Annotated in this window: 18 protein-coding genes and 4 tRNA genes; 13 read left to right on the top strand and 9 right to left on the bottom strand. The window is 42.6% G+C overall.

Features of this window, described 5'->3' with window-relative positions; translation table 11 throughout:
* Positions 1-133 precede the first annotated feature (133 nt).
* Positions 134-763 (top strand): BLUF domain-containing protein, encoded by a 630-nt coding sequence (locus JMY02_RS11195; protein WP_201598266.1) that lies wholly within the window; start codon positions 134-136, stop codon positions 761-763.
* A gap of 123 nt (positions 764-886) precedes the next feature.
* On the opposite strand, the gene JMY02_RS11190 is transcribed toward JMY02_RS11195, so the two are convergent.
* Positions 887-2,329 (bottom strand): FAD-binding oxidoreductase, encoded by a 1,443-nt coding sequence (locus tag JMY02_RS11190; RefSeq protein ID WP_201598263.1) that lies wholly within the window; start codon positions 2,327-2,329, stop codon positions 887-889.
* 378 nt (positions 2,330-2,707) lie between these two features.
* Here JMY02_RS11190 and serA point away from each other — a divergent pair, with 378 nt between their 5' ends.
* A complete protein-coding gene (serA, locus tag JMY02_RS11185; protein WP_201598260.1) occupies positions 2,708-3,934 on the top strand; it encodes a phosphoglycerate dehydrogenase in 1,227 nt (408 codons plus the stop codon).
* A gap of 102 nt (positions 3,935-4,036) precedes the next feature.
* On the opposite strand, the gene trhO is transcribed toward serA, so the two are convergent.
* From trhO to metX, 4 genes are all read right to left on the bottom strand, one after another.
* Positions 4,037-5,089 carry an oxygen-dependent tRNA uridine(34) hydroxylase TrhO gene (gene trhO, locus JMY02_RS11180; RefSeq protein ID WP_201598257.1) on the bottom strand — a complete coding sequence of 351 codons (1,053 nt, stop codon included), beginning with the start codon at positions 5,087-5,089 and terminating at the stop codon, positions 4,037-4,039.
* 250 nt (positions 5,090-5,339) lie between these two features.
* Entirely contained in the window at positions 5,340-5,921 is a 582-nt protein-coding gene (locus JMY02_RS11175; RefSeq protein ID WP_201598255.1) for a tetratricopeptide repeat protein, read from the bottom strand.
* Between the two features lie 386 nt (positions 5,922-6,307).
* A complete protein-coding gene (gene metW / locus JMY02_RS11170) occupies positions 6,308-6,931 on the bottom strand; it encodes a methionine biosynthesis protein MetW (protein ID WP_201598253.1) in 624 nt (207 codons plus the stop codon).
* Positions 6,928-8,316 carry a homoserine O-acetyltransferase MetX gene (gene metX, locus JMY02_RS11165; RefSeq protein WP_227678493.1) on the bottom strand — a complete coding sequence of 463 codons (1,389 nt, stop codon included), beginning with the start codon at positions 8,314-8,316 and terminating at the stop codon, positions 6,928-6,930. Before metX ends, metW begins: the two co-directional genes overlap by 4 nt.
* A 400-nt stretch (positions 8,317-8,716) precedes the next feature.
* Here metX and hemH point away from each other — a divergent pair, with 400 nt between their 5' ends.
* Together hemH and JMY02_RS11155 are read left to right on the top strand one after the other, a co-directional pair.
* A complete protein-coding gene (hemH, locus tag JMY02_RS11160) occupies positions 8,717-9,736 on the top strand; it encodes a ferrochelatase (RefSeq protein WP_201598248.1) in 1,020 nt (339 codons plus the stop codon).
* Between the two features lie 193 nt (positions 9,737-9,929).
* Positions 9,930-10,745 carry a BPSS1780 family membrane protein gene (locus JMY02_RS11155; RefSeq protein WP_201598246.1) on the top strand — a complete coding sequence of 272 codons (816 nt, stop codon included), beginning with the start codon at positions 9,930-9,932 and terminating at the stop codon, positions 10,743-10,745.
* 98 nt (positions 10,746-10,843) lie between these two features.
* On the opposite strand, the gene JMY02_RS11150 is transcribed toward JMY02_RS11155, so the two are convergent.
* The 4 genes from JMY02_RS11150 to JMY02_RS11135 form a co-directional block, all read right to left on the bottom strand.
* Positions 10,844-11,191, bottom strand: a complete 348-nt coding sequence (locus JMY02_RS11150) for a hypothetical protein (protein ID WP_201598244.1) — start codon at positions 11,189-11,191, stop codon at positions 10,844-10,846.
* Between the two features lie 297 nt (positions 11,192-11,488).
* Entirely contained in the window at positions 11,489-12,055 is a 567-nt protein-coding gene (locus JMY02_RS11145; protein WP_201598242.1) for a hypothetical protein, read from the bottom strand.
* Positions 12,056-12,324: 269 nt separating this feature from the next.
* Positions 12,325-15,303, bottom strand: coding sequence for a DNA polymerase I (gene polA / locus JMY02_RS11140; RefSeq protein ID WP_406947759.1), 2,979 nt, complete (start codon positions 15,301-15,303; stop codon positions 12,325-12,327).
* Positions 15,304-15,472: 169 nt separating this feature from the next.
* Positions 15,473-15,886, bottom strand: a complete 414-nt coding sequence (locus JMY02_RS11135) for an organic hydroperoxide resistance protein (protein ID WP_201598239.1) — start codon at positions 15,884-15,886, stop codon at positions 15,473-15,475.
* 295 nt (positions 15,887-16,181) lie between these two features.
* Here JMY02_RS11135 and JMY02_RS11130 point away from each other — a divergent pair, with 295 nt between their 5' ends.
* The 9 genes from JMY02_RS11130 to JMY02_RS11090 all read left to right on the top strand — a co-directional run bounded on the left by JMY02_RS11130 (position 16,182) and on the right by JMY02_RS11090 (position 22,709).
* Complete coding sequence (locus JMY02_RS11130) at positions 16,182-17,087, top strand: hypothetical protein (protein ID WP_201598236.1); 906 nt, start codon at positions 16,182-16,184, stop codon at positions 17,085-17,087.
* Positions 17,088-17,246: 159 nt separating this feature from the next.
* Entirely contained in the window at positions 17,247-18,842 is a 1,596-nt protein-coding gene (locus tag JMY02_RS11125) for a peptide chain release factor 3 (protein WP_201598235.1), read from the top strand.
* A gap of 494 nt (positions 18,843-19,336) precedes the next feature.
* Positions 19,337-20,191, top strand: a complete 855-nt coding sequence (locus JMY02_RS11120; RefSeq protein WP_201598234.1) for an RsiV family protein — start codon at positions 19,337-19,339, stop codon at positions 20,189-20,191.
* 120 nt (positions 20,192-20,311) lie between these two features.
* The gene (locus JMY02_RS11115; protein WP_227678490.1) at positions 20,312-21,286 is read left to right on the top strand and encodes an FHA domain-containing protein; all 975 of its coding nucleotides are present in this window, start codon (positions 20,312-20,314) and stop codon (positions 21,284-21,286) included.
* A 328-nt stretch (positions 21,287-21,614) separates the two neighbouring features.
* A tRNA-Thr gene (locus JMY02_RS11110) sits at positions 21,615-21,690 on the top strand.
* A 67-nt stretch (positions 21,691-21,757) separates the two neighbouring features.
* A tRNA-Tyr gene (locus JMY02_RS11105) sits at positions 21,758-21,841 on the top strand.
* An 83-nt stretch (positions 21,842-21,924) separates the two neighbouring features.
* A tRNA-Gly gene (locus JMY02_RS11100) sits at positions 21,925-21,998 on the top strand.
* Positions 21,999-22,104: 106 nt separating this feature from the next.
* A tRNA-Thr gene (locus JMY02_RS11095) sits at positions 22,105-22,179 on the top strand.
* Between the two features lie 212 nt (positions 22,180-22,391).
* Positions 22,392-22,709, top strand: a complete 318-nt coding sequence (locus JMY02_RS11090) for a DUF6122 family protein (RefSeq protein WP_227678489.1) — start codon at positions 22,392-22,394, stop codon at positions 22,707-22,709.
* Positions 22,710-23,038: the final 329 nt, after the last annotated feature.

Below are 23,038 nucleotides of genomic sequence, written 5' to 3'. Positions count from 1 at the left end.
TACCTCATCAATGACAGTCTAACGTGGTAACTGTTTGCTACGTTTTTGTGAGTCGGTATTTTTTCTTTCGGGCATAGTTTTATTTTACTTGTTTAATTTCACCGCCCACGAGCGGTTTTTAGGATTATGTATTATGCCCTTAGATTATAGCCACAGAATCAGTGAGTTTGATGAAATAGAAGACTCAGCACTGGTTCAATTGGTCTATGTTAGCAGTCTGACGCTTGGCTCACGTTTGAGCACCACTATATTTGATGAGGTAGAAAGCCATGCGCGTGATTATAATCAACAGCATGGTATTACAGGTATCCTATGTTATGGCAATGGTCATTTTTTGCAATGTGTCGAAGGTGAGAAAGCAGATGTATTTGCCTTAAAACAGCGTATCTTTGCGGACAGCCGCCATAAAAATGTCGAGATGTTATTGTTGCAAACCATAGACGAGCGTAGCTTTGCGGATTGGCGCATGCGCTTACTGTTTTTAGAGCGTTGGTTGTGGTCTCCAGCGAGCAAAAAGCAAGCTGCGCAGCTATCGCCTTATTTACCCTTTTTCCCACATGGGTGGTCGCCTGATCGTACCGAGCATTTTTTGCAAATTATCAAAACCTTTGATAGTCCACCGCATATTCAGGCAGCAGGCATTACTTATAACGCGCTAGGTAATATGTTTCGACATATCGTGGCACCGCATCAAGCCTTTTTAATCGTTCAGGGTTTTTTAAGTTTGTTGCTTGTAGTAGGATTGATCGTGTTGTACTTATAAGCGAAAAAAGCGTCACTCTCATATTTTTATAAAGTGCATACTTTTTAAAACAACTAAAAAAGACGCCAGCCTGTTCAGGTTAGCGTCTTTTTTAGTTAAACATCATGATAAAAAATCAGTCAATCACATATCAAAAATCTTGCCACGGTTCATAATATTATTGGGATCAAAGACTTTTTTGATGTCTCGCAAATAGTCAATCTCAGTTTCGCTGCGGCTATAGTGGAGATAGGGTTTTTTAGTCATACCAACCCCATGCTCAGCCGACACGGAGCCGCCGTATTTTTGCACCGTATCAAATACATACTTGTTGACGGTCTGACATTCTGCAAAAAAGTCATCCTTATTCATATTTTCAGGCTTTAAGATATTCAGATGCAAATTACCATCGCCAATATGTCCAAACCAGCAAACTTCAAAGTCAGGGTAATTGCTACTGACGATATGATCAATCTCAGCGATAAATTCAGGCACATAGCTGATGAGTACGGATACATCGTTTTTGTAAGGGGTAAATACCGAGATGGTTTCAGATATATATTCACGCAGTTTCCAAAGCTCTGCCGCTTGGGTGAGGTTTTGACTCATGACACCATCGATGACCCAGCCTTGCTCCATGCAATGTTCAAATATTGCCATGGCTTTATCCATGATAGGCTCGTATGGTGCTTCAAACTCTAGCAAGGTATAAAATTTGGTACGTGACTCAAACGGCTCTTGTACTTGTCCATGTGCCATCAATTTATCAATCGCGATATCATCAAAAAATTCAAATGCGGTCAAATCAATTTGCGCTTGAAAAGCAGATAGGACATTCATCACATCGTTGAAGCTGTCCATGCCGAGCACCATCACGTTTAAGTCTTGTGGCTGACGCTCAAGTTTGATTTGCGCATGAGTCACCAGACCGAGCGTGCCCTCACTACCAATGAACAATTGACGTAAGTCGTAACCTGTGGCGTTTTTTACCATACCGCGATTGAGATGCAAGATATCGCCTTTACCCGTAACGACGGTCAGCCCCATGATCCATTGACGGGTCATGCCATAACGGATGACTTTGATGCCGCCTGCGTTGGTGCCGATGTTGCCACCTATTTGGCTAGAGCCTGCTGAGGCAAAGTCGACAGGATAGTAGAGGTCTTTTGATTCAGCGAACTGTTGTAATTGCTCAGTGACTACGCCAGCTTCAATCTCGACCATGCGATCAGCAGGATAAAACTGACCAATACGGTTCATTTTATCCATGCTGACGACGATTTCACCGTTAGCGGCGACGGCACCTGCTGATAGACCTGTGCGACCGCCACTTGGCGTTATGACGACGTTGTGTTCATTGGCAAGTAACACGATAGACTGTACTTGTTCGGTAGTCTTTGGAAAGACAATGGCAGCAGCGTTGGGCGTGAAATGCTTGGTCCAATCTTTGCCCCAATGCTCTAAGCTCTCAGCGTCGGTTTTGATTTGGCTCGGGTCAAATTGATGGATATCAAGCAGTGTGCTTAAGACAGTTTGGACAGCGGCTGTATTTGTTTCAGATGTGCTCTGGCTAGATAAAGAAGTCATGGTCAAGTCTCAGTATAAACGTAAGCGCTATGCATAAAAGGGATTATTATATAGCCAAATGAACATCACTAAGCATGTGTCACTAAGCATATATAACGGTGTTTATATATTTGTGTGGGTATAACCAGAAGTTTGGTTAATATGGCAACGATATAATTGTGCATATGTGAATTATAAATAATAAAAAAGTGTTTAAGCAGCTTTGAACAGAATGGTTCACTATAGCATAAAATTTTTTCAGGCTTGATAATCAATAATTCATCTAATCTGCTAACATCGACGTCGGATTTTGTGTAAGATATCTAGACTGTTTTCGTTTCATCCATCATAGATTATCCCTTAGATAATTTAATAAGACAATTATAGGACAGTTCTCACATGGCGTTATCACTACAAAAAGACAAAATCCGTTTTCTATTGCTCGAAGGTCTACATAGCAATGCTTTAAAAGTATTGGAAGGCGCTGGTTATCATAACATTGAGAATATCAGTCATGCCTTGGATCAAGATGAGCTGATTGAGAAAATCAAAGATGCTCACTTTATTGGTATTCGTTCGCGCACTCAGTTGACGCGCGAAGTACTTGAGCATGCGCACAAGCTTATCGGTATTGGGTGCTTTTGTATTGGTACCAACCAAGTAGATTTAGATGCAGCTCGCGACCTCGGTATTCCCGTCTTTAATGCGCCATTCTCTAACACCCGTTCAGTGGCTGAGTTGGTATTGGCCGAAGCCATTATGCTGTATCGCGGTATTCCTGAAAAAAATGCAACCGTGCATCGTGGCGGCTGGGGCAAGTCTGCGACCAACTCACATGAAGTGCGTGGCAAAACCATCGGTATCGTCGGTTATGGTTCTATCGGCTCACAATTGTCTGTGTTGGCAGAAAGTTTCGGCATGAAAGTCATCTATCATGATGCAGTGACCAAATTGCCATTAGGTAACGCTGTACAAGTAGGTAGTTTAGAAGAGCTATTATCAACGGCCGATATCGTGACGTTGCATGTGCCTGATGTGCCAAGCACACGCTACATGATGAAAGCTGAACAATTTGCACAAATGAAAGAAGGCAGCTACTTCATCAACGCTGCTCGCGGTACGTGCGTCGAGATTGATGATCTTGCTGCGGCGCTTGAGTCTGGTAGAGTATTGGGCGCGGCTATCGACGTGTTCCCGAAAGAGCCAAAATCTGCGGACGAAGAGTTTGAATCACCATTGCGTAAGTTTGACAACGTCATCTTGACCCCGCATATCGGTGGCTCAACGCAAGAAGCACAGGCCAATATCGGGCTGGAAGTTGCCGATAAGTTTGTCAGATACTCAGATCAAGGCGACACCGCGACTGCCGTAAACTTCCCAGAGGTTTCTGTGCCGTTCAAAGAAAACTCACATCGTCTGCTACATATTCACAGAAACGTACCGGGTGTGCTATCACAGATCAACCGTTTGTTCGCTGAAGCAGGGATTAACATCCTAGCGCAGAGCCTAATGACGGAAGGCGATGTCGGTTATCTGGTCATGGATGTTGATTATAACGATTCAGATGCGGCGCTAGACCAGCTCAAAGACGTAGAAGAAACTATCCGTGTACGCATCTTGTTCTAATATCAGCGCTGATTGTTTTAATTTGCACTGAATATTTATATAAAAAAAGAGAGGCTCTATTCACTAGAGCCTCTCTTTTGTGTGCTTTTATCAATCGTAAATTTATTCAGCGTTGGCTTTATTGGCAGCTTCAGCTTGACGACGCGTTTCGATTTTCGCCGCTTTACGTTTTTCTATCACATCCATTACATCACTACCGATATGAGCTTCACCACGTTTTTGCGCCAATTGCATTTGATGTTCACGCTCACGGAATCTGGCTTTTTGTTCGTCAGTTGCTTTGTCGATACAATGTAGGCATGACTCGCCTTTGATATAAGCGGGGCTTTGCATGTCATCAGCAGTAATGGGCATACGGCAAGCAAAACACTGCTCATAGCTGCCTTTTTCTAAATTGTGATTGACTGACACGCGATTGTCAAAAACAAAGCAATCACCTTGCCACATAGAGTCGCTGGCTGGAATTTCCTCCAAATATTTTAAGATTCCGCCCTCTAAATGATAAACCTCTTCGAACCCTTGTTCGCGCATATAGGCAGTGGATTTTTCGCAGCGAATACCACCAGTGCAGAACATCGCAACTTTTTTATGCTTAGCCGGATCCAGCTCTTTGGCGACGTATTCTGGAAACTCACGAAAGGTTTCTGTATTTGGATTAACCGCGTTTTGGAACGTACCGATTTTTACTTCATAATCGTTTCGGGTATCAATCAAGATAACGTCTGGATCTGATATCAGCGCATTCCACTCGCTGGGTTTCACATAGCGACCGACTGACTGTAGTGGGTCGATATTCTCGACGCCCATGGTAACGATTTCTTTTTTAAGTTTTACTTTAGTACGATAAAATGGCTGAGCGTCGGTATAAGACTCTTTAAAAGTAAAACTGCCAATCGCTTCGATACTGCGTAGGTACTCAAGGACATTATCGATACCTTGACGTGTGCCAGAAATCGTCCCATTGATGCCTTCGCTGGCAATTAATAAAGTGCCTTTGACATCGTTGTCGAGCATGGTATTAAAAATCGGCTCACGATACTGCTCAAAATCGGCAAAGCGCGTGAATTTATATAGCGCAGCAACGACTATGTTATTGGTAATGCTATCGTATTCGGTGGCGTGTTGGGTACTGTTTGTGGGGTTATCGGTGGTCATGTAAGTCTCCTGCTGGCTGAGTCGTAAACCCAGTGCAATAGTAATAAAAGAATAGATAAGTAAATAACATTAACACAATTGTGGAATTGGCTAAGGCGCGCGTAGTGTAGCAAATTTTGAGAAGGTTTTGAATGGGCTGTATTGAAATGTCGTATAAAATTGGACTGGTTTGACAGAATGGTAAAAAATAAAAAAGCCCAGTAAAATACTGAGCTTTTTTCTATTCACTGCGTAAATTCAAAATTAAAGTTTATTTACTCTGAAACCAGGTATCGGCTTTGCTACGAGCACTAGCGATATCTGCGCTTGATAAGTTCAATGCCAACTGACCGATTTTACCGCGTGCTTTGTTACGGACTTTTTCATCGAGCATACCGTCACGGGCAGCCAAGTCGTACCATTTATAGGCATCGACCAAATTCTTTTGTTTTTCATCTAACAAAGCGAGCGTATAGCTAGCACGGTTATCACCACGCATGGCGGCTTTTTCTAACCAACCACGGGCTTGTTGTAGGTTTGGTTGAACACCTTCACCACGCAAGTACATGATCGCTAGGTTCAACTGAGCAGGGGCAACGCCTTGCTGAGCTGCTTTGGTATACCACTGAATGGCTTGTTGAGTATTCTGGGTTATACCTTCACCCTTTTGTAGGCGTTTGGCCAAATAAAACTGAGCGTGATCGTTGCCTTGGGCAGCTCTAGCAGACAGCTCACTGACAGGCATTAGCTCAAAACGAGAAGTATCAAGTGGTACATTTGATATTAACTCAGCGTTGGCGATACCCGCACAAGAAAATAATGCGGTGAACAACGCAGCTTTCAATAATTTCATAGCAGCTCCAGAATGAGGCAGTTAATAAGCAAAAGAAAAAGTTGTACCGCGAAATCAGTTTAGGCGGCAATAACAATTAGGTGACATCTTGCAATATCAACTTACCTAATCATTAGCAATATCATTCATCATAGTAGGGTGGCAACGAGACCTAATTGAACCGATGAACGGTTGCTATAGGTGTGCGGTTGACACTATCTCGCTAGCTTAACACCCAAACTTACGAAACTCAAATACTAATTACACGATTTAATGCTTACTTATACCGCTATGTCCTGAATAAAATCATAGAGTTACTTGGTTGTAAGGATAGCTTAACATGGCATTAAGGTTAAAAATCATCCTTAGCAGATCTGAGACGACCTTTTATAAAGGGCAAACAATACTTAACATGAGTCAGTTTTTTGTTTGGTGACGCGATAAATAGCGACATCTGCCAATAGGTTGGGCGCTTGTCGTATCAACGCTGTCATCAGTGGACTATGAACTTTTTCAGAGTCACTGACTGCAAAGCGATTGATGATATGTATGTCATGCTGGGCGCACAGCTGCTCAAAGTCTTTAAAAGTGCATAGATGAATATTGGGTGTGTTATACCATTCATAAGGCAGTGCTTCTGAGACGGGCATCAGACCTTTTAGCCCTAAATGCAGACGGTTTTGCCAATGAGCAAAATTAGGAAAGGTGATGATGGCCTCGCGGGCGACCCGTAACATATCGAGCAATAGCACATCAGGTGCTTTTACTGCTTGTAACGCCCGCGCCATGACGACGGTGTCAAAGCTATTGTCGGCGAAACGCGCTAAACCGTCATTGAGATCTTGCTCAATAATAGAGAGGCCTTTTGCAATACCATCATTGATTTTTTCTTCATCAATCTCAAGCCCGTAGCCCGTCACGCCGCGCTTCTGTTGCAAGTGTGCCAGCAGCTCACCATTACCACAGCCCAAATCCAATACATGTGACTGCGGGGCAATCCAGCGCTCAGCCAATTGGTGATCCATTCTCATGAGCGCGCTCCTGATTTTTCCTGATTGCTTTTTGATTGGCTATTCACCATAAATGGCGCGGTCAAAAACCCTTTTACAGCACCCATATAACGGGGAATATCAAATAAGAATGAGTCATGACCATGTGGTGCATCGACATTAATGTAGCTGACTGGTTTGCCAGTGGCCATCAGTGCATCGACAATCTCCTGTGAGCGTTCGGGCGCAAAACGCCAATCAGTGGTGAATGACACTACTAAGTATTGGCACTGAGTATGGGCAAAAGCCGCCTTGAGCGCTGTCAGTTCTTGCTGGCGGTCATGCGTATGCTCATCTAGAGACGTTATCGTATCCTCTAGCTCACTTTCAGACGCTTCTTTGGTAGCATTGACGGACGCGGCGATGGAGCTCTCAATTTGTATAGATGGCTCTGTCGTTTCTGTTGTCGATGCCGATGGATAATCACGTGTTGGATCAAAATAATCTAGTGCTTTGGTCATCAGCAAATAAGTATTGGCGTCGAAATTTTCGCTAAAGCGTTCGCCCTGATAGCGCAGATAACTCTCGACTTGGAACTCGACGTCGTAGCCATACATAAATTTACCTGATTTTAAATCACGACCAAATTTGGCTTTCATTGCGTCATCGGTCAAATAGGTAATATGTCCAACCATCCGCGCTAAGATCAGACCGCGACGAGGGTAAGTACCTGCTTGTAAGTAGCGTCCATCTTTGAAGTCAGGATCAGAAAGAATGGATTGACGTGCCACTTCATTAAAAGCAATGTTTTGCGCGGATAGCTTAGGCGTGCTAGCGATGACCACACAGCGTTTCAGTCTGGCTGGATAGTCAACTGACCATTGTAGCGCTTGCATGCCGCCCATCGAGCCGCCAACGACAGCATGCCACACGTCAATACCAAGGCGGTCTGATAACATGGCTTGGGTTTTTACCCAGTCTTTGATGGTAATTAAAGGAAAATCAGGGCCATAGACTTGTGGCTCACTGCGCTCATTTGCAGACTCGCTGTGCGCATTTACAGAGCCGTCTGATTTTACGCTTTCTGGGTTGATGGTCGTTGGCCCTGTGGAGCCAAAACAGCTACCAATATTGTTGACACATACCACATAAAATTGATTGGTATCGATGGCTTTATTCGGGCCAATCATATTGTCCCACCAGCCCGCTTTTTTTTCATCGGCGTTATGAAAGCCTGCCGCATGATGACTGCCTGATAAGGCATGGCAAATCAGAATGGCATTTGATTGGTCGCTATTGAGCGTGCCGTAAGTTTCGATTATTAGATCGAACGAGGGCAAGGTTCTATTACATTCTAAGGTCAAAGGCTCAGCGAAATGAAAAATTTGGGGCGTGACAATTCCAACTGAGCCTATTGAGCCAGTCAAATGCGGTTTGTCTTTGGGGGACTGGTCACTGGTATTATCAGGGCGTGCGTTCAAAGCTACCTCGCAAGACAACAATCATCAATAAATAAAAGCAGTATGGCAATATGCCGACACGCTATGTTTGCCTATTGTATGGTGATGCGCATATGAGTACAACCTTCGGGAGATATCTTTTGAGCCTAGTTTTTATAGGGACTGTATAATCGATAGATAATGGTGGGTAATAGAGAATAACCGCTGAGTATCAAATTGTATAAGTGCACTTTTACCATGCGTTATGAATGGATAAAATGCTACACTAACAAGCCGTTTATTCAATCATGTCTTAATAATCTTTTATCTGATATTGTTTGGCATGATCTTATGTCTTTTCTCAACTTACTCATAAAATAGTGCTGCTATGAAACCTGAACTGCCCCCACGTATTGCCGTCCTATTAGTCAACCTTGGTACGCCAGACGAGCCGACCGCGCCTGCGGTGCGTCGTTACCTAAAACAGTTTTTGTCAGACCCACGGGTGATTGAAATCCCAAAATTCTTATGGGCTATTATTCTGAACCTGTTTGTCTTGCCAAGCCGTCCGAAACGCGTGGCAAAAGCTTATGCCAGCATTTGGGAAGGTGACTCGCCGATTCGCAAGATACTAAAGAGCCAAGTGGAGTTGCTAGAGCCGCGCTTGGCAAATACAGCAGCGCCATTTCGTATTTCTGTGCATTCAGCGATGAGTTATGGTAATCCTGGTTTACCTGACGTGATGGATAACTTGCGTAGTGAAGGCGTTGATCATTTTGTCGTTTTGCCTTTATTTCCACAATATTCTGCCTCTTCAGGTGGTGCGGTCTATGACGCGCTGACTAAGTGGACGCTAAAACAACGCAATCTGCCAAACTATACAATCGTCAAAGACTATTTTGCGCATCCGCTGTATATTCAAGCGCTGGCAGATTCGATACGTCGTTTTCAAGCAGAGCATGGTAAGCCTGAAAAGCTGATGTTTAGCTTCCACGGTATTCCACAGCCTTATGCTGATAAAGGAGATCCGTATCCTAAACGCTGCAAATGTACGGCGGCGCAAGTTGCCCACGCATTGGGTCTTGGTGCAGATGAATGGATTATCAGCTTTCAGTCGCGCTTTGGTAAACAAGAGTGGGTCAAGCCATATACCGATGTGGTACTCGAGGACTGGGGTAAGTCAGGTGTGCGCTCAGTACAAGTCATTAGTCCGGCTTTCTCTGCTGATTGTTTAGAGACACTAGAAGAGCTGGCAATTGAAAATCGTGAAAACTTTCTCCACGCGGGTGGACAAGAATATCACTATATTCCTGCATTGAACTTAGATGACGCGCATATTGATTTGCTTGAAGCGTTGAGTGCGCCTTTAGTGAAAGGTTGGGCGGGAACGTTGGACGGCTGGGCGTAATTGACTGTATTTGTAAATCATAAGAAATACCGGACATCATGTTCGGTATTTTTTTGGCTAAATGATTTTAATGAAGTTTATTAAAATAGAATAAAGTTGGGATTTTTTGTGACTGATATGTAAAAATAAGCCAAACAAAATTTTGTTTTATTATCATTGTTACTTTTGCTTAACTTTATTTTTGAGAATAAACATGTCCAGCTCTAATGGTTCACAACCTTCTGTGTCTCTACAAAAACCTCACGGCCAACCACCGAACTTACCGCCAACTGACGAATATGGTGGCCTATTACCGCAGTTATTGGCAGAACCTCGAATGTGCCAAGCAGGATGGGGCATAAGTTGGATTACCAAATCATTTGTAATATTTAAAGATCAATTTTTATTATGGTTAGCTATAGGGGTTGCTTATTTAATTATTGCTATAATTGGCAGTAGCATACCCGTGATAAATTTCATTTTCCCTTTTCTTTCTTTTGTTTTTGTTGGTGGAATAATAAAAGGCTGCGCCGTTCAAGTTGTAGGCAGCGAGCTGAAGTTTGATCATCTTTTTTCAGCCTTTTATACGCATCTCAAACCATTAATTATTTTATTCATATTGTATTTAGTGGCTATTATTGTTGTAATGATACCTATGCTGATTATATTCGGTGGTATGGCTTTATCGTTAGGTCAGGAGTCAAGTGACGTTGCTATCGTAGGTATAGTATTGGGTTCTTTACTACTTTTTATACTATTATTTCCTGTACTTATGGCTATCTGGTTTGCACCTGCCTTAATTGTGCTTCACAACATTGAGCCCGTTCAGGCAATGAAAATGAGTTTTAAAGGGTGTTTAAAAAACATCTTACCATTTTTACTTTTTTGGTTGATTGCTCCTATAATAATGATATTGATGGTAGTTTTTACACTAGGACTAGGTCTTTTAGCGCTGTTTCCAATAGGTATGATTACTTACTACACCAGTTACCGAGATGTTTGGACGGATCAGCCATTGTCAGGGATATAGTTGGTTGCTTAACAGACTCTCGTATTAGAAGCGTTCTCTCACAATAAAAAAGCACGCTCGATATAACGGGCGTGCTTTTTTATTGTGAGAGAGCTTGGTTAAAAATCATCATCGTTACTACGTTCTGCCGCTTCTCTGTCTGCAATATCCAAAATATCAGGATAATGACTGTCATCAAGGTTGTCTTGCACCAGTACTTCATCGACCCGTGATTCATCGATATTTTGACGATGCATCGGCGTCAAGCCTTGGGTCGCATCTGTACCGACTTCTGAGTTATCAAATCCGGCGCTATTGTCAATCACATCATTATTATCAATGGTGTGTAACATAGGGTTATCCAAATCGACCAGCTGGTTGTCTTGATTGTCAAAGCCCTCATCACTACGCGTATCGCCATCGACACGATCCATCTCTTCTGGTAATGGGCTTTTTGAATTGTCCATAATGGATTCCTTATTATTATTCATAGATTGTTGATTTTGTTTATCAAGGCTAGTGTGACGCGTTCTGATCGCTGCTAATAGTGATAAGGTGTCACAGCATGTTCAAACAATGTAATAGCAGTATCTCTATATTTGAAATACTTTAAAGTCGTTACAGTATTGCTGGTGTAAATTTTTTGCAGCCTCTGTCTGCGAAGGCACAGCAAGCAAGAAAAATTTGCACCAGCAGTACGTATTGTATCGATATTGATTTTGACCGATTATAGTCATTAATTCACGATTAATATTAGACTGGTTTTAATGATTGGAGTGGCTACATTCATAATTTGGTTCATGCAACATATAGGAGTCATAATCGCTCAAATTAAATCGCCATAAATATACCAAGGCAATACCATAAACAGCAGTTTCTGCCAGCTCTTCGACGATGACGCCGAGCGCTTCTGGAAAAACAATCGCGTTCTCACCCATATACTGCAACAAGGCCAATGCGGCCACAGTCAAATATAGAGCCACAGGTACTTTGTTTAATACTGCCCACAGGTAATGTCGAGAATAAGCCAACAAGCCTACAGTCAGTAAGTAAGCAACCGTAAGAACAGCGTCTTCCCACCAGTTATATGAATGGCTGAGCAACATAAAATCACTGGGCACAAACAGATCTGGTAGGTAGTTTAATTCTCGGCGTATTACAGTAAAAAATACCAGTACGGCTGCTAACCAAAAGGCACGCACGTGTTTGATCGAATTCTGCAGCTCATACTGCCCGCAACGTAGCAGACAAGCGAACAAAATCAGCATGCTGGGGATTTCTGTGATGCCCTCTGAAATCGGAATACGAAACTCCTCGTTTTTACAAAACAAAAAAGTGAGCGCTAAGGCTCACTATAGATCGATACTATCTAACCATGTACAGCACAACTAGGTACAGTCCAACCACACACAATTTAATAATAGGCTATTATAACGCCGATTTTACCATGATGTGTTTAGTTAATTTATCTAACTGGTCACAAGTGATTGTTAATGTGGGCAATACAGTTTAAAAAAGGGCAGATTTGTTTTATCTCTATACTCTATGAGAAGTTAAAATAATTCGCCCAATTTACATCTATATCAATTTAGGTCAGCAATCAATGTGCCTCATCCCAGTTCTGACCACTATCGGTTTCAACCAACAACGGCACAGCAAAGTCGACATTCCAACCTTTATCTACCGCTGTTGTCGTCAAGACATCTTGCATTGCATCCGTAATCAATTGGCTAACCGCGTCTACTTTATCGGCATCGACTTCAAACACCAATTCATCATGCACCTGTAGTAGCATTTTGGCTTGATCTTTCGGCAATACTTTGTCGACGGCAATCATGGCAAGTTTGATCAGATCAGCGGCTGAGCCTTGCAGTGGCGCATTAATCGCCGCGCGTTCAGCACCTTGTTTGACCATACGGTTGCTGTGATTGATATCGGGCGTGTAGAGTTTACGACCCAATATTGTCTCGACATAGCCTTGCTCATAAGCGCTAGCACGGGTATTAATCATATAGTTTTTGACGCCGGGATAACGCTCAAAGTACATATCGATATAGTCTTGCGCTTCGCCGCGGCTCATTTGTAATTGCTTGGCAAGTCCAAAGGCACTCATGCCATAGAGTAGACCGAAGTTAATGGCTTTAGCATTACGGCGCTCAGTTGGCGTGACATCGGCAACATCTTTACCAAGTACTTCAGCGGCAGTCGCTGCGTGAATATCTAACCCTTCATTAAAGGCATGCGTTAAGTTCTTATCGCCTGAAAAATGCGCCATCAAACGCAATTCAATTTGTGAGTAATCCGCGGCTAAAATCACGCGACCTTCTGGCGCGATGAAGGCTTGGCGAATCAAGCGACCCGTGGCGGTACGAATCGGAATGTTCTGCAAGTTAGGGTCAGTGGAGGACAGTCGGCCAGTGCTGGTTAGTGCTTGATGATAGCTGGTATGAACGCGATCGGTCTCGCTATCTGCAACATTATCAAGCGCATCGGTATAAGTGCTTTTTAGCTTAGAGAGGCCGCGATATTCAAGGACGATTTCTACCAACGGATGGTCAATATTTGACAATACTGCTTCGCCCGTTGAGTATTGACCTGACTTGGTTTTTTTACCACCAGCAACGCCGAGCTTCTCAAACAGCATCTCACCAAGCTGCTTGGGTGAGCCTAGGTTAAATTCTTCGCCAGCGACTTCATAAGCGCGTTTTTCTAGGGCAATAATCTCTTCATCAAAGCGTTTTGATAGCTCATTTAAAAATGGGCGCTTGATAAGAATACCGTGGGCTTCCATTTGACAAAGTATCTGGGCCGTTGGAATCTCAAGCTCATGCAGCAGTTTGGCATTATTGGTATCGTTAGCCAGCTCGACACTGAACACCTCAAACAATTGATAGGTGATATCGGCATCTTCGCAAGCATAGTCGCTGGCGATATCGATGGCGACTTGGTCAAAGGTGACTTGCTTTGCGCCTTTACCCGCAACATCTTCAAAGCTGATGGTTTGTGTTTGTAGGTAATGCCGTGCCAAATCATCCATGCCGTGACGAGTGACAGCCGCGTTAATCACATAGCTAGCAAGCATGGTATCCATCGCCCAGTTGTTCGGACGCTCATGGAGCGCGCCGATTAGGTCAATGTCATAATGTTTGAGAATGTGGGCATCGTATTTTAGGTGCTGACCAATCTTGCCGATATTGGGGTTTTCTAAAAGTGGTTTTAAGCGAGCCAATACTGTGTCGCGGTCGAGTTGCTTGACGGTCAGCTCATCACCTTCTAAGCTATGCGTGAGCGGTATATAGTAAGCTTCGTGTGCTTGAACGGCAAATGACAAACCGACAATCTGTGCCTCGCGCCAATGGACGCTGGTGGTTTCGGTATCAATCACGAAATGCGGAGCCGCCTCCAATACTTTGATTAAACTGTCAAACGCTGGCTCATCTAAAACCGTGTGCCATGCTTTGTCATGGCTTTTACTGTCTTTGGTGTCTGTGATTTTGGTCGACTGTAAGTATTTCGCCACTTGTGCTTGTGACTCAGCATCGGCTTGGCTATCAGCGACACTTTGTGATCCATTTGCTGGATGATTCGGGTGGTCGAGTGATGCAAGCTCATTTCTAAATTCAAGCTCAGTATATAGCTCGCGTAACTCATCGATATGAGCACACGGGTCGGTATTGATTTTTAAATCATTCCAGTCTTGACCGATTTCCAAATCCGTGACGATAGTGGCGAGCTTTGCATTAAACGGAATGTCGTCTGCATGCTCAATCAAGCCTTTTGCCCCGCGACCTTTGATAAAGCCAATGTGCTTGATCATATTGTCGATAGTGCCATATTCAACAAGCAAGTCTTTTGCGGTTTTTTTACCGATACCTGGAACGCCTTTGATACCGTCAGAGGTATCACCCATTAAGGTTAAGAAGTCGATCATCTGATTTGGATTGATGCCGAATTTGTCGATCACTGCTTGGGTGTCTGTTATTTTACCCGTAAAGCTGTCTTCCAATATGACGCAGTCATTGACCAGTTGCATCATGTCTTTATCGCCTGTGGAAATGACCACATGATGACCTTGTTCAACCGCACGGTGCGCCAGTGTCCCGATGATATCATCGGCTTCCGCTCCTTCAATACGCAATAGCGGAATACCTAAGGCGGTCACCAAACGATGAATGTAAGGAATCTGTTCTACCAGCTCGATATCAATGGGTGGACGAGCCGCCTTATAGTCCGCAGACATATGATGTCGAAACGTCGGTGACTTGGTATCAAAACAGACCGCCATATGGGTCGGATGATAGCGACGCATCAGCTTTAATAATGCGTTCAAGGTGCCACGAATCGCATTGGTGATTAATCCCTGCGAATTTTGCATGGTTTTGGGCAAAGCGTGATAAGTGCGAAACAGATAATAGGAGCCATCAACCAAGATAAAAGGGGGTTGGTCTTTGTCCACATGACTGGTGTCCATGGTGGCTACATTGGGCATAGTATCAAAGTTCGGTAAAGCTTGAGGGTCAATTGCTTGATGAGAGTTATGGTCACTGTCTGTAATGGCGTCGGTCATATTGTCGGTCATAAAAGTCACTTATCAGCTATTAGATAAAAATATACGCTTATTATAACGATAAAACCCGTGAGTGCCGAACTGCTTAAAAGTTAAGAGATGTTCTATAGTGAATCAGACATAAAAAAAGAACCCAGCGCTGGCTGAATTCTTTTTTGCTGAAATAATTATTGGTTTTGTATTATTTTACTTCTGAAGTAACTTCGACATCGATATTGCCACGCGTGGCTTTTGAATACGGGCAAACGTGATGCGCTTTTTCGACCAGTGCCTGAAACTCTTCAGCTGACAAGTCTGTGTTCTCACCAACGACGTGAATTTTAGCGGCCAGTTTATATTCATGGCCTTCGCCTTGAAGTAGGTCTACTTCAATTGAAGTGGTTGAATCAAATTTTGCTTTTTCCATTTGCTTGACTACGCCAAGCGCGCCATCAAAACAGGCGCTATAGCCCATGGCAAAAAGCTGTTCTGGATTATTGCCTTCTTTGCCAGAACCCGGTGGTACCATATTGATGCTAAGATCACTGTCGTTTAAGCTAACTGAGCCTGCACGTCCACCAGTGACAGTGGCTTTAGTAGAGTATAATGTTTTCATAAAATATCCTTTAGTTGTTTTGAGTTTTTATAGTTGATCGGTCGATCTAATGTGGCACTTAGCATAACAAACCAGCGCATTTGCTATATAGGCCAGTCGTAATTATATACTATGAATGTGTAAGTGATGTGTACAGAATTATGTTTATAAATGGGTATTTGCCCTTAGGTTTAGGTATTAACCATAAATGTATTAAGGTAAACTAACCAAACAAAGGCTTATATTGACAGTGGCTGATACTACAATCATCAGAATAGATGACAACAGATACTAATAACCATAAGGACAGTGTTCGATGAATAGATTGATGGTGATACCAAGTGTATTTTCTTTGGTGGCTTTTGCGCTGGTGGGTTGCGGCGAAGAGGACGGTTCTTATGGTTCTGGCAATAGTAATAATATTACGCTGACCAGCTTTGATAAGAGCTATGACAGTCAAGCGAACACTAGTGCGATTGCGCGTATTGATGAGACTTTCCGTACTGGTGAGCATGAGATTAAAATAAGAAACATGATTAATAGTTATAGAAATCAAAATCTGAATACCTTGGACAAAATAGTATTGGCAGATAATTTTGAAGGACAACTGGCCAATACAGATATTGAGGTTAATGGCCGTACGGTTGAACGTCCTATCTATGAAAAAAATAGCAATAATAAATTAAACTACGAAACCACGTATAAAACGATTAATCTATCGGGACGGCGGGCCAACAGTTATGAGGCAGGCACCAATATAGACAACAGTCGAGGCATACTCACGGATTTGAACAAGTATCCTAATATTCCGACCAATGTAGCGTTTCCAGCAGGCTCTGTTTGTTATATTCCAGTGGTCACAAGTGCCCGCTCGTTTTTAGCATTCAATGAAAAAAACAAAACAGGTTATGACTCGATCAATAAATGGATTGATGCTGCCAAACAACGCTTTAGTGACGATAGAGATCATAGAACCTCTGAGTTAAGTGTGGGATTTGGCAACCAGCAAAAAGCGGCACAAGTGACGTTCTTTGAATACCAAAATCAGCCTGCTTATCAATACAATGGTGTCGAATATGCCGATGATATTTATGAGGCGAATTATGTTGCCAAAGGTACTACAGATCCAAATACCAACAGTATTCGTGGTGTGGTGGATTGTACGATAGTCAATGAAGTCGCAGGAGATTTCTTAGCGGAGCAAATCAGACGCTATTATTGACCTCAGAAAAGCCACTAACACTCTTTATTGGATAAATAGAGAGTGTTTTTTTATGCGCTAATTCTGCACCGTTACGCTAAATCCGCTACAATACGTCCATTATTTATCTTATTTATTTAGATTGACTTCTAAATGACACAACCGTTGAAGCCAAAAACTATGAGCGTAGATCCAAAAAAGTTAGCCAAAGAAGTGTCCAAACGCCGTACCTTTGCTATCATCTCGCATCCTGATGCGGGTAAAACCACCATGACCGAAAAGCTTTTGTTATGGGGACAGGCGATTCAGGTAGTGGGCGAAGTAAAAGGCCGTAAGACTGATCGTCATGCTACTTCAGATTGGATGAGTATGGAGCAAGAACGTGGTATTTCTATCACCACTTCTGTCATGCAGTTTCCTTATCAAGGCCACATGGTAAACCTATTAGATACTCCAGGTCACGCTGATTTTAGCGAAGATACTTATCGTACTTTGACAGCAGTGGATAGTGCACTGATGATGGTGGATGGTGCAAAAGGCGTCGAAGAACGAACCATTAAATTGATGGAAGTTTGTCGCATGCGTGACACGCCAATCATCTCGTTCGTTAACAAGTTGGATCGTCAGATTCGTGAACCGCTTGAGCTGCTCAGTGAGATCGAAGCGGTGCTAAAAATCAAATGTATCCCAGTGACTTGGCCTATCGGTATGGGCCAAGATTTTGTTGGTGTGTATCATTTGACCGAAAATAAAACTTACTTTTATGAAAAAGGTAATGGCGGCAAAATGACCGTCTCTGAGACCCGCGGGGGCTATGATTATCCAGATATCCGTGAACGTCTAGGACAGCTGATGTTTGACGCCTTTGAGGAGTCGCTTGAGCTGGTACAGATGGCGCTAGAAGAGTTCAGCGTTGAGGCGTTTTTGGCTGGCGAGATGACACCAGTTTTGTTTGGTACGGCATTGGGTAATTTCGGTGTCAACATGGTACTCGATACATTGGTTAAATACGCACCACCGCCAAAAGCACATCCCACGCAAGAGCGTGAGGTTGCAGCAACCGAGGCTGATTTTACGGGTTTTGTCTTTAAGATTCAGGCCAATATGGATCCACGTCACCGTGACCGCATTGCTTTTTTACGCGTGTGCTCTGGTAAGTACGAGAAGGGCATGAAAATGAAGCACGTGCGTCTGGGTAAAGACGTACGTATTGCCGACGCTCTGACCTTCTTAGCAGGTGACCGCGAGGCGCTAGAAGAAGCCTATCCGGGTGATATTATTGGTTTGCACAATCATGGCACCATCTCTATCGGTGACAGCTTCACTGAAGGCGAAGAGTTGAGCTTTACTGGTATTCCGCATTTTGCGCCTGAGTTGTTCCGCCGTGTGGTTTTAAAAGATCCACTTAAGTCCAAAGCACTACAAAAAGGGCTACAACAGTTAAGTGAAGAGGGTGCCACGCAGGTATTTATGCCGCAGATTAATAATGATTTAATCTTGGGAGCAGTCGGTGTGCTACAGTTTGAAGTGGTCGCCCATCGTCTCAAAGAAGAATACAAAGTACAATGTATCTTTGAGCCAGTCTCAATTGCCACAGTACGCTGGATTCACTGTGATGATGAAGTGGTGCTGGCTAAATTTAAGAAAAAAGCGCATGACCAATTATCGCTAGATGGCGGTGGTCACTTAACGTATCTTGCGCCATCGCGGGTGAATTTGCAGTTGATGCAAGACCGTTACCCAGAAGTGACTTTTAGCAGTACACGTGAGCATTAAAACCCACTATTGCACAGTATATTAACAAAAAGACACGCCAGCCGTGTCTTTTTTGTTGGCTATAATTTACGTCTTAAACGTTGCGTATCAATAATATGAGGGGATGTGTTCAGTAGAGACTACCCTCTTAAAAACACGAACAGTGTTCCTACAATAGGTCGTAATGGTTACGGTAGAATATTAGGGCGTGTTTGATATTCACAAATAGGCACTGCTGATATCTAAAACTGTTCCAGACAAGGCGCAAGTCGACGATAATGTTAATACCTTAGCGAGACTTGCAACACCGTATGGGGCAGTTTTAGCATCAGCCCCAATAATAAAAGCAGGGGACAGGACTCTTTTTTGCCACTTCATTGCTAAAAATAGACGTATAGAATGACTATACTCACTATTTTTATCTTCGAATCGCCTAAAAAATAGTCTCTGTCAGTGCCATGGTTGAATTATCAAACACGCCCTAAGTAACATTTTATTTTAAAAAAAGAGGGTATATGGACGCGGCCAATCAATCCGATATCAATAAGCCATTAATGGCGACACCTTTATCAATGAGAGGACGTCATATGCGCCTGATGGAGCTCGTGGCTAGTGGTTTGCTGGTAGGAGCCGTCAGCATGACCACAAATGCAAACAGTGTCATTAGTACCACCACTTATCTTGAGTATCAGTTGCCCGAGAACATACAAAAAGTCTGTACTGAGCGTGCAAACTGTCCAGTCATTGAAGTTAAATATCTTAAGACCAATCATGACTCGATAAACAATATTATCAATACGCGTATCAATGACTTCGTCGTTAATAGCAAACCAACTGAATCAGCACCAATCAAGAAAAAAAACAATCAAGCAGACGTCGAATCTGCTATTAATGGTTTTATTCATTCACAATTTGTCGAGCAACCAGCAGACAGGCAATGGCCATATGAACTGATAGTAAAACCTAACTATTTGGGTCATGTCAACGAGTTTGAGTTGTTTGAAATCGACTCTTATTCATATACGGGCGGTGCTCATGGTATGTCTTACAGTGAGCATTTTATATTTGATATCACTACTAAAACCCAAGTAAAACTCGATGATATGCTGATAGTAGGGCAAAAGCCTCGCTTTAAAGCACTCGCTTATGATGCCTATAAAACGTGGGTCAAAACGGTTGATGAAGACGTCAACAGCTATGAGAAAAACTGGCCCTTTACCTTAAGTGATAATGTGACATTGACGGATAAAGGCATTGATATTCGTTATCAGCATTACTCTATCGGCCCTTATGCCTATGGTATGCCCACGCTTAGCATCCCTTATAGTAAGCTTGAAGGCGTTATAAAACCGCGCTTTATACCGAAATAGCTTAGACAGGTATGATATAACCTATGATGGCAAATATTAAAATAACCGTAAAATCCCTTAAAATTGGCAATGACTGCCTAAAAGTATTTAAAATTTGATATAAAATCAAGGAGTTACAGGATGATGAACCAAACAGATAGTGTGCGTACGACAGTAGAAACAGATAATTGGCAGCTTAATGCGTTAACAGAGGCGCTCGGTGACCTCACATTGACCGTTACTGAAAGCTTGTCGGTCGGTCGTGGCAGTGATAATGATGTGGTGCTTGGAAGCAAGCAAGTATCGCGCAATCATGCAGTGCTCAGCCTATTGGATGGTCAGTTGTATGTGAAGGATTTAGACTCATCAAATGGTACGTTTATCAATGAGCAACGTATCGAGGGCAATAAGTCGAGTCTTTTACAAGTGAATGACACGCTTGCTTTTGCAAGTTTTAGCTTTCAGGTGAATGCGCCTAGTGATGCTACGGAGAATGAGCCATTAGCGCCAGTGATGACAGAGGAGCCAGTGGCTGAGACTAATGTTGACGCTGAAACAGTCATGGCTAAATCGACGGTCGAGAAACATGCTGTTGAAGAACACGTTGTTGAAGAACAAGGCATTGAGGAAACTATCGTGAAAAAAACCAATATCGAAGAGCTATTACCTACAATAGATAATACAGTGGCTACAAACCCAACCGCATCACAGACGCCGTCGCCAGAAATGCCGCATGAAGCTGCAATAGCGACTGAGACTGCCCCGACAGACTCCGCTGATAGTGAGCCATCGGTGAAAGAGCCAGCAGTACAGAAGGAGCCGGTGGTTGCGCCCGAACATGACAAGACGACAAGAACGGAACTACAAGAAGAAGCTGACCCTGATGTCTTACGTGCTAAGCAGGCTGCCACTGCGCAATTTTCGGGAACGGCCAATCTAGGTCAGTCTCGTGATCTTGGTACTGAAGGCAACAATGCGATGGATCAGGCAATCACTAACCCAGCGAATGCAGAACAGGCAGAGAAAAAGCCCAGTGGCGGTTGGTTTATATGGGTATTCCTTGCCATTCTTATTATCGGATTGGCGCTATGGTTATTTAACATGGGCGGCGTGTAGTCAATATTTGCTTCTAGGTGCCGTGCTACAGTTAAGGCGCTATAAAATGAATACTATACTGCTAAGATGAGTTTTCATAGCTTTTGCCTGCACAAGGAGAGCAAGCGTGAAAAATTATCCTAGCAGCAAAAATAGCTTGGGCATGTATTAAATATTGCATAAAGAAAAATGCGAACTATCATAAGTGGAAAAACCATATTTCTTTCAGAAAAAATAGCAATATAATCAAGTGTTTGAAAATTTTCATCAAAATAATCATAAAAAAGGTAAAAAAGAGCTTGCGTCTCGCAAGATATTTGATAGAATAGCCACCACTTTGAGAGAACAAGCCGACTTAGCTCAGTTGGTAGAGCAACTGACTTGTAATCAGTAGGTCGCCAGTTCGATCCCGGCAGTCGGCACCATCTCTTTCAAAGTAGCTTTTTATGAATTTGTCTTAAACAAAAGTCATTTTTGTTAAAAGCAACCTAAGGTGGGATTGGGGAGCGGTCAAACCCAACAGACTGTAAATCTGTCGCGAAAGCTTCGAAGGTTCGAATCCTTCTCCCACCACCATATTTTCTAAGTTTGTCATAGCGCCAAGCATGCTCTATATACTTGATGACTCTCGATTAGAGTCTCTTTGAATAAGAGCAATTGCGGGTGTGGTATAATGGTAACACCTTAGCCTTCCAAGCTAATGACGCGGGTTCGATTCCCGCCACCCGCTCCATATATACACCATCGCGAAAATCATTAATAATACATCACGACAGTCAGTTTGTTATTGCTGTATCGTGATATTTTTTTTAGTGCAATCTACTGGTTGACTAGAATACGCTCATATAGCTCAGCGGTAGAGCACTCCCTTGGTAAGGGAGAGGTCTTGAGTTCAATTCTCAATATGAGCTCCATTTATTATTTAAGCTTTTTGTGTTTGTATTGCTATTTTTACACAACTCTGCATTGAAATTATAAAATATTGAAAATTATAAATAGAAGTATAGTGTGGCAAGTAATGATTTGAAGGTGACACCAAGGTGTTGCCTTTTAGTGCTGTCAGCATATTAAGAAAACAGTGGTTTTGATACTTTCATATAAAAAGAGTTGAAACTGGTAGGCGAAGATGCAGACATTCATACATTATTTTTTGCACTTTGGCTTTCCTCTTGTGATTGCGTTAATATTTTTTAAAAAAGAGTGGAAAAAAGCATATCTGATTTTGTTAGCGACGATGTTGGTGGATTTAGACCATTTAGTTGCAAACCCAATCTTTCAAGCAAATAGGTGTAGCATTAATTTTCATCCGCTACATACGTATTATGCGATGCTGGTGTATTTTGTTTTACTCTTTTTTCGTAAGCCTTTTAATATTATTGGCACTGGTTTGCTTTTTCATATGTTAACTGATTTTACAGATTGTTTGATGATGCCAGCCAGTTAATTCAGTAAGCTCTATATATTGAATTGATTGTAAGTAATGTTGTAATTGGTTGAACTCTGATTATCAAGATAATAGAGAAAATTGATTTCGTTTGAGAGATGTATGACTATTTAATCGAAGTCAGCGTATAATAACGGATACAAAAATTAGTTCGAAGCATTTTTTAAATAGTGGTTCGTACGATTGATAGCTCTAAGTTCATAATGGTTTTATTCTATTATGAGTCATAAAAGAGCTTCTATTGATTATTCACCAAAAAAAGAGGAAATACCCATGGCAAAGGCCAAGTTTGAACGCAAAAAGCCACACGTCAACGTCGGCACCATCGG

The sequence above is a fragment of the Psychrobacter vallis genome (genome assembly GCF_904846715.1).
Taxonomy (GTDB): Bacteria; Pseudomonadota; Gammaproteobacteria; order Pseudomonadales; family Moraxellaceae; genus Psychrobacter; species Psychrobacter vallis.
The sequence above is the reverse complement of the archived record's forward strand: the minus strand, read 5'-3'. Positions and strand labels throughout refer to the sequence as shown.

Coding starts and splice junctions, on each gene's coding strand:
- hemH (WP_201598248.1), top strand. CDS start 8,717: ATGAAACCTGAACTGCCCCCACGTATTGCCGTCCTATTAGTCAACCTT.
- JMY02_RS11150 (WP_201598244.1), bottom strand. CDS start 11,191: ATGGACAATTCAAAAAGCCCATTACCAGAAGAGATGGATCGTGTCGAT.
- JMY02_RS11190 (WP_201598263.1), bottom strand. CDS start 2,329: ATGACTTCTTTATCTAGCCAGAGCACATCTGAAACAAATACAGCCGCT.
- JMY02_RS11125 (WP_201598235.1), top strand. CDS start 17,247: ATGAGCGTAGATCCAAAAAAGTTAGCCAAAGAAGTGTCCAAACGCCGT.
- trhO (WP_201598257.1), bottom strand. CDS start 5,089: ATGACCACCGATAACCCCACAAACAGTACCCAACACGCCACCGAATAC.
- metW (WP_201598253.1), bottom strand. CDS start 6,931: ATGAGAATGGATCACCAATTGGCTGAGCGCTGGATTGCCCCGCAGTCA.
- serA (WP_201598260.1), top strand. CDS start 2,708: ATGGCGTTATCACTACAAAAAGACAAAATCCGTTTTCTATTGCTCGAA.
- JMY02_RS11195 (WP_201598266.1), top strand. CDS start 134: ATGCCCTTAGATTATAGCCACAGAATCAGTGAGTTTGATGAAATAGAA.
- JMY02_RS11120 (WP_201598234.1), top strand. CDS start 19,337: ATGGACGCGGCCAATCAATCCGATATCAATAAGCCATTAATGGCGACA.
- JMY02_RS11115 (WP_227678490.1), top strand. CDS start 20,312: ATGATGAACCAAACAGATAGTGTGCGTACGACAGTAGAAACAGATAAT.
- JMY02_RS11155 (WP_201598246.1), top strand. CDS start 9,930: ATGTCCAGCTCTAATGGTTCACAACCTTCTGTGTCTCTACAAAAACCT.
- JMY02_RS11175 (WP_201598255.1), bottom strand. CDS start 5,921: ATGAAATTATTGAAAGCTGCGTTGTTCACCGCATTATTTTCTTGTGCG.
- polA (WP_406947759.1), bottom strand. CDS start 15,303: ATGACCGACAATATGACCGACGCCATTACAGACAGTGACCATAACTCT.
- JMY02_RS11090 (WP_227678489.1), top strand. CDS start 22,392: ATGCAGACATTCATACATTATTTTTTGCACTTTGGCTTTCCTCTTGTG.
- JMY02_RS11135 (WP_201598239.1), bottom strand. CDS start 15,886: ATGAAAACATTATACTCTACTAAAGCCACTGTCACTGGTGGACGTGCA.
- JMY02_RS11130 (WP_201598236.1), top strand. CDS start 16,182: ATGAATAGATTGATGGTGATACCAAGTGTATTTTCTTTGGTGGCTTTT.